Raw genomic sequence first — 6,532 nt, 5'->3', positions numbered from 1 at the left:
GGCGGCCGCCGCCCCGGCGGGCCCCCGGCGGCGCGCCCGCCCGTCGCCGGCGCTCACCACGCGCCCCGCGGGTCGCCGCTCACCAGGCCCGCGCGGTCGGCGACGATGGCCGCCTGGACGCGGTTGATGCCGCCCAATTTGCCCAGCAGGGCGCGGACATGGTCCTTGACCGTACTGGGGGCCAGCCCCATCCGGTCGGCTATCTGGGCGTTGCCCAGGCCCTCGCCGAGCAGGGCGAGCACCTCCGACTCCCGCGGCGTCAGCCCGCGCACCGCCCGGGCCGCCGCGTTCTGGTCCTCGGCGGTCAGATAGCCGCCGATCACCGCCCGCGTCACGCCCGGATCCAGCACGCTGCCGCCGTCCGCCAGGGTCCGTACGGCGCGGACGAGTTGCTCGGGGTCGGAGTCCTTGAGCAGGAACCCGGCCGCGCCCTCGCGCAGCGCGGCGGTCAGGTACTCCTGGGCGTCGAAGGTGGTCAGCATCGCCACGGCGGGCGGTTCGGGGGCGGCGCGCAGCCGGCGCAGCACGGTCAGCCCGTCCACGTCCGGCATCCGGATGTCGAGCAGCACGACCTCGGCCGCGCACCCCAGCACGGTCTCGACGGCCTGGGCGCCACTGCAGTCCGCGACCATCTCGATGTCCGGGGCGGTCCCCAGAATCATCCTCAGTCCCGATCTGACCAGCCGCTCGTCGTCCACCACAGCGACACGGATCACCGGCCGCCCCTTTCTCCTCCGCACCGTCCGAGCCCGCGGAACCGCCCGGCGCTGCGCGACTCCGTCCCCTGCCGCCCGGGTCCGCCCCGCGGCGGCCCCGTACCCCCGCCGAGCGGCGGGGGTCAGCCCGCGACCTCGGGAGGATGCCCCGGGGAAGCCCCCGTTGGCAGAGTGGTCCTTATGCTGCACCACTGAAGAGGCCACAAGCCCAGGACGCGTTGCAGTTCACATCGGCGGCCGCCGCGACCCCCACACGCGACGGCCGTCGTTGGCTGTGCGGGGGCGGTTCGGAGGGGGATCTCCCCCGCACAACCAGGGCTTTTGCCGCGGTGTTACGCAGAGGGGGCATCTTTCGCACCCAGGCGCGCACCCCGGCTGCGGGCGACCCGTAACGCGTCCCCGAGCGCGGTGGTGAGCTGCGCCGCCAGATAGCGCACCTCCCGCGCCCCCGCCCGCGGATCGCCGAGCAGCGCCGCCGCGTGCCCCAGCAGCTCGTCGCCCATGTCGAGTTGCAGCCCCTCGATCTCGTCGGCCCGCTCCGCGACGGGCCCGCCGTCGTGATCGCTGATCAGGTAGCAGGGTTTGCCACCGGGGGCCGTCCAGGGGAGGAGGCGGGGGGTGGGGATGTGGTGGTCCATGTCGACCTGTTCCTCGTGGGCGGTTCCGCCCGGCGGCCGTTCGCAGCCGCGGGGGGCCGTCGCTGCGGACGGCGCTGCCACGCTAGGCAGGCGTCCGCGGCCCGGACAGGGACGTGTTGTGCCACTTTGCGGGGCCGCTGGGACGCCCTGTCCTACCCGTCGAGGTCGAGCCGGTCGGCCAACGCCGTCAGCGGTGAGGTGCGCCGCCGTTCGCGGCCGCGCAGATCGGCCACCAGGCGGCGGGACGTGGAGTGGTAGCGCATCCACTCCGGGGCGGTGCGCTCGGCGGTGAGCAGCGCCGTCAGCGCGCCGTCGTCCCGGTGCAGATCGGCGAAGGCCAGCGCACGGTCCACGTGGAAGCGCGCACGCCACGTCGGCGGCAGCGTGTGCAGGGCGGGGACGGTGCGTGCGTTGCGCAGGGCCTCCGCGCTCTCCTCCATCTCCACCAGGAAGTTGACCTTGGCCACGCCCACGTTGGTCGGGCCGAACGGCGTGGCGTAGTCGAGCCGGTCCGTGCCGATCCCGGCCGCCGCGGCGCTCGCCATGGTGAGCAGCTCACGCACCGTCTCCCGCCGCTCCAGGCGGACCGCGGCGGTGGCCGCGCGCAGCAGCAGGATGCCCCACAGGGCCAGTTCGACCGGCGGCGAGCGGAAGCCCGGTTCGATGCGCTCGGCGGCCTTCAGCGCGACGCGCTCGGCGTCGGCCAGCCGCCCCTGCTTGGTGAGGACCCAGGCGAGGCTGGAGAAGCCGACGGTCTCCAGATGCGGGTCGTCCCCTCTGGCCGCCGCCGCCATCGACCGTTCGAGGGCGGTGAAGGCGGCGTCCTCCTTGCCCAGCGCCGTCAGGGTCGTCGCGGCGACCTGGTAGGCCTCGGCCAGGACGGAGTGCGCCGCGGCGGCCTCGCTCCCCGTGGTGTCCCGGGCCACCGCCCTGGCGTCCCTGATCAACTGCGGCAGCAGCACGCCGATTTCGCCCATCCGCCCGTCGCGGCGGATGCGTTCCGTCGAACGCAGCGAGGCCCGCAGCGCCACGACACCGGGCGGATCCTCGGGATCCGGTTCGTCGCCCAGCAGGTCGGACACCGGCGAGACGGCCTGCCGCAGTGCCAGGACGGAGGGCTGCTCGCCCTCGCTGCGCACCTCGAAGGTGGCGGGCTGCCCGACGAGCGCCGACGGCTCCACATCCAGGGCCCTGGCCAGCGCGTTGAGCGTGGTCAGCCGGGCCGTCCGGCGCACGCCCTGTTCGAGCTTGCGGACGATGTCGACGCTCAGGCCCGCCCGCTCGGCGAGGCCCTCCTGCGTCAGCTTCCGGCGTGCGCGCAGCCGTGCGATGCGCTCACCGATGCCGGGTTCCTCGTGGAACAACTCCATGGCCACCCCCGCGAGAAGGACGTACCGACCACGCTACGCCCGTGCCCGGCGCACAGCGGGGCAGGGTGCGGCCGCCCCCCCCGAAGGTGCGACCCCGCACACCCCCGTGAACGGGAACGCCCGCCGCCCCGGTGCATACACCAGGGCGGCGGGCGTTCCCGTACGGCGTCGGCGGGACGCCTCCCCGCCGACGCCGAGGCCGGGTCAGCCGATGGGGTTGACGAAGGTGCCCGGGTGGGTGGCGCCGCGCTGGTCGACGAGGGTGCCCCAGGGCCACGCGATGGTGAGCGACGAGGTCTCGTTCGGCGGGGTGACGTCCGCGTAGGCGGGCTGGTAGAAGCCCGTGTCCTCCTTGGTCAGCAGCACATTGATGGTGAAGTCGGTGCTGTCGCCGGGCTGCAGGGTGATCGAGCCGTGCTTGGCCGTCGAGCGGGTCAGCGACCAGCGCTCGCCGCCGTTCTCGGACTTGAGGTCCACCCCCGCGAAGCCGCCGATCTTGCAGGCGCGGCTGCCCTTGTTGGTCAGCACGATGCTGGTGGTCGTCGAGCCGCTCGCGTTCGGGTCCGGCGCCGCGTCGCCGCCCGTGGCGAACGCCGCCTTCAGCCCGGAGGTGTGGCAGCGCTCCAGGCCCGAGCCCGACGTGCCGGCGTTGGCGGCCGGCGCGCTCCCCGACTGCTTGCCCGCGGGGCCCGCCATGGCGCCCGTCTTGGCGTCGGCGTTGGCCCCGGGGGCCGCCTGCGTGTCCGAGCCCGGCGCCGCGGCGTCGCTGCCCGCGCCACCGGAGGTCGCGGCGGCCGCGCCCGAGCCGGACTGGCCGGCGGGCTTCGAGCCGGCGGCGTCCGCGCCGGAGCAGGCGGTCAGGCTGAGGGCGGCGGCCGCGGTCAGTGCCGCGGCGGCCACGCGCAGGGTGCGGCGGCGGGCGGTGCGGGCGGTGGTGATGGAGCGCATGTCGGGTCCCCCGGAGGCAGTCGGTGTCGGTGTTTCCTCGGTACGTCCACCACTCTGTCCGGGGCCGCTATCGCAGGGCTGCCGCCCCGCTAACGTCCGGCTAACACGGCGCTGAGCAGGGAAAAGAGGCCACAGAAGAGCCGAAAGGGAAGGCAGGGAAGCCCAGTTGGGACGAGGTCGGCGGCCGGTGCCTAGAGCCCGCCGTGGCGTCCCACCGCCGCCGCCCGCAGGCCCTCCGTGCGCGGGCCGCCGTACGGTCCGAAGCCGTGCCCGGTGGCCAGGACGACGACCGAGGTCATGGCGGCCAGGCCGTACGCCGTCGTCGCCACGGACAGGGCGCCCGTGGTCGTCTCGAAGGACTGGTGGAAGAAGTCCGTCACGGTCAGCCACACCACCGTGCGCACGGTCAGATACAGCTGCATCGCCGCGAAGACCAGCAGCGCGCCGCGGACTTCGTGCCGGCCGCGGACCGCCAGCACGCCCAGGACCAGCAGCACGAGCACCGAGCCCAGGGTGGCGAACTCGGCGGACGCCGTCAGGTCGAGGGTGCCCAGCACCGAACCGTCGACCGCGCCGTGCAGATAGCGCAGCGCGTCCGCCTCGGCGGCCGTCAGATCGGCCACCACCCAGCCCAGCCGGGCCAGTCCCATCAGCAGGAACAGCACCCCGCAGATCGCCGACGAGCGGTGCCAGCCGGCCTCCGGGGCCGGCGCGAGGCGGCGGTCCCTGCGGGACTCGCGCCACCGCTCGCTCGCCGGGAACATCACGCACAGCACCACCAGCGCCACCACCAGCCCCAGGCCGCGGGTGGCCAGCGCCCAGCTGCCCAGCGGGTCGTTGCTGTACTGGTGGCGGTAGGTGGCGTGGCACAGGCCCACGCCCTCCCGCAGCGAGGCGGCCAGCAGCAGGAAGCCGGACAGCAGGGCGGCGGAGCGGGCCAGCCGGCGCCGCGCCAGCGCCAGCGCGGCGATCACCAGGAACGCGGCGGTGAAGGCCCACTCGTACGGACCCAGCAGCTGCGGCGTGGCGGCGGAACCGGGGTTGAACAGGCTCTCCGCGAAGTCCCAGATGCTGCCGTCACCTTGGGCGATGCCGCAGACCGTCCAGGCGAGCAGCGCGCCCGCGTAGAGGGCCAGGCACAGGCCGGTGAGGAGATAGGCGTCGCGGTGCTCCGGAGCGGCCCGGCCCGGGTCGGGGCCCGGACGGACGTCCACCGTTCCTCCGTCCTGCATCACCATGACCGACCCCCGCTCCGCCGCCCGCAGCGTCGCACCGGCCCTTCCCGGACGACAGCCTCACTGTGTCAAGGACGGCGGGAGAGCCGGTGGAGGTTCCACCCCGTGTGTCGGGTGGTTCCCGTTCCGCGGGATCAGCGCACATGGCGGGAGGTGGCCGCGATGTAGTCCCGGATGCCCTGGCGGGTGGAGGTCCGCAGGGTGGTGAGGGCTTCGCGGTCCGGTGCCCAGTGCAGCTCGGTGACCGCCGCCATGACCCGCTCGCTGCGGTCGAGTATCTCCGCGTCCTCGGTCACCATCTGCGCCCGGAACATGGCCTCTTGGGCCGCGTAGCGGTTCTTGTAGACCTCCTCGCGCAGTGCGGGGGTGTCCTCGGCGCAGCGGTCGCCCTCGTGGACCACGAACCAGCGGTGGACGAGGATCCGCCGGTAGTCCAGCAGCGCCCCCGCGTAGGCGCAGTACGCGTCGATCCGCTCCTGCCGCAGCCGCTCCGCGCGGGCGAACCGCTCGTTGCGGTCGGTCGCCCGGCTCTGGAAATAATGGGTGATCCCGGAACCCAGCAGGGTGCCGACGACGGCCACCACGCTTGCCACAACTGCCTCCATGGGGGCAGTGGATCACAGCGTGCCGGGCCGGCGGCAGGGTGCGCGCGCCCCGGCCGGTCCGTGCGGCGCGACCCCTGCCGGCCGGGAAGTGGTGCGGCAAGATGGGGCCATGGGGATCGTCGGTGGCGAGGGCAGACTGATCGGCGGCCGCTACCGGCTGGAGGTCCGGCTGGGCCGGGGCGGGATGGGGACCGTCTGGCGCGCCCATGACGAGCTGTTGAGCCGCCGGGTCGCCGTGAAGGAGCTGCACTTCGGTGCGGACGAGCCCGAGGCGCGGGTGCAGCGTGCGCGGGCGATGCGCGAGGCGCGGACCGTCGCCCGGATCCGGCACCCCGGTGTGATCGTGGTGCACGATGTCGTCGAGCAGGACGGCCGGCCGTGGATCGTGATGGAGCTGGTCGAGGGGCCGTCGTTGGCCGGCCGGCTGCGGAGCGGGGGGCCGGTCGCGCCCCGCGAGGCGGCCCGGATCGGCGTCGCGCTGCTGGGCGCGCTGCGCGCCGCGCACACCCGCGGGGTGCTGCACCGCGACCTCAAGCCCGCCAACGTCCTGATGGAGCGGGGCACCGGCCGGGTCGTGCTCACCGACTTCGGCGTCGCGCAGGTCTCCGGCGTGACGACGCTGACCGACGCCGGCGGCTTCGTCGGCTCGCCCGAATACACCGCGCCGGAGCGGATGGCCGGCGGCGGCACGGGGCCCGAGGGCGACCTCTGGTCGCTGGGGGTGCTGCTGTGCGCCGCGCTGAGCGGCGCCTCCCCCTTCCGCCGCGACTCGCTGGGCGCCGTGCTGCGGGCCGTCGTGCACGAGGAGATCCAACTCCCCGAGGCCGCCCGCCCGTTACGGGCCGTCGTCGACGGCCTGCTGGAGCGCGATCCGCGGCGCCGGCTGGGCCTGGCCGAGACGGAGCGGATGCTGCGCGGCTATCTGCGGTCCGGCCGGGCCCCCGAGCGCGGTGCGGGCGAGCCAGGGCGCGGCCGGGGCGTGGGCCGCGCCGCCGAGGCCGTGGCGGGCTCGGGCGGACC

At 74.9% G+C, this 6,532-nt stretch carries 7 protein-coding genes; 1 reads left to right on the top strand and 6 read right to left on the bottom strand.

Annotated elements, in window-relative coordinates; all coding sequences use genetic code 11:
• Positions 1-53: 53 nt before the first annotated feature.
• The 6 genes from IEY78_RS33505 to kilB form a co-directional block, all read right to left on the bottom strand.
• Positions 54-716 carry a response regulator gene (locus IEY78_RS33505; protein ID WP_189104776.1) on the bottom strand — a complete coding sequence of 221 codons (663 nt, stop codon included), beginning with the start codon at positions 714-716 and terminating at the stop codon, positions 54-56.
• Positions 717-1,048: 332 nt separating this feature from the next.
• Positions 1,049-1,354, bottom strand: a complete 306-nt coding sequence (locus tag IEY78_RS33500) for a hypothetical protein (protein WP_189104775.1) — start codon at positions 1,352-1,354, stop codon at positions 1,049-1,051.
• A gap of 152 nt (positions 1,355-1,506) precedes the next feature.
• Complete coding sequence (locus IEY78_RS33495; RefSeq protein WP_189104774.1) at positions 1,507-2,724, bottom strand: helix-turn-helix domain-containing protein; 1,218 nt, start codon at positions 2,722-2,724, stop codon at positions 1,507-1,509.
• Between the two features lie 204 nt (positions 2,725-2,928).
• Positions 2,929-3,672: a DUF4232 domain-containing protein gene (locus tag IEY78_RS33490; RefSeq protein WP_189104773.1), complete on the bottom strand. Its 744-nt coding sequence runs from the start codon at positions 3,670-3,672 to the stop codon at positions 2,929-2,931.
• 191 nt (positions 3,673-3,863) lie between these two features.
• Positions 3,864-4,910: a hypothetical protein gene (locus IEY78_RS33485; protein WP_189104772.1), complete on the bottom strand. Its 1,047-nt coding sequence runs from the start codon at positions 4,908-4,910 to the stop codon at positions 3,864-3,866.
• A gap of 131 nt (positions 4,911-5,041) precedes the next feature.
• On the bottom strand, positions 5,042-5,500 hold the full coding sequence (gene kilB / locus IEY78_RS33480) for a plasmid transfer protein KilB (RefSeq protein ID WP_229700337.1): 459 nt from the start codon (positions 5,498-5,500) through the stop codon (positions 5,042-5,044).
• Positions 5,501-5,621: 121 nt separating this feature from the next.
• Here kilB and IEY78_RS33475 point away from each other — a divergent pair.
• The coding region (locus IEY78_RS33475) for a serine/threonine-protein kinase (protein ID WP_189104770.1) at positions 5,622-6,532 on the top strand (911 nt) is incomplete at its 3' end.

It is taken from the genome of Streptomyces kronopolitis (assembly GCF_014646275.1).
Classification (GTDB): domain Bacteria; phylum Actinomycetota; class Actinomycetes; order Streptomycetales; family Streptomycetaceae; genus Streptomyces; species Streptomyces kronopolitis.
The sequence above is the reverse complement of the archived record's forward strand: the minus strand, read 5'-3'. Positions and strand labels throughout refer to the sequence as shown.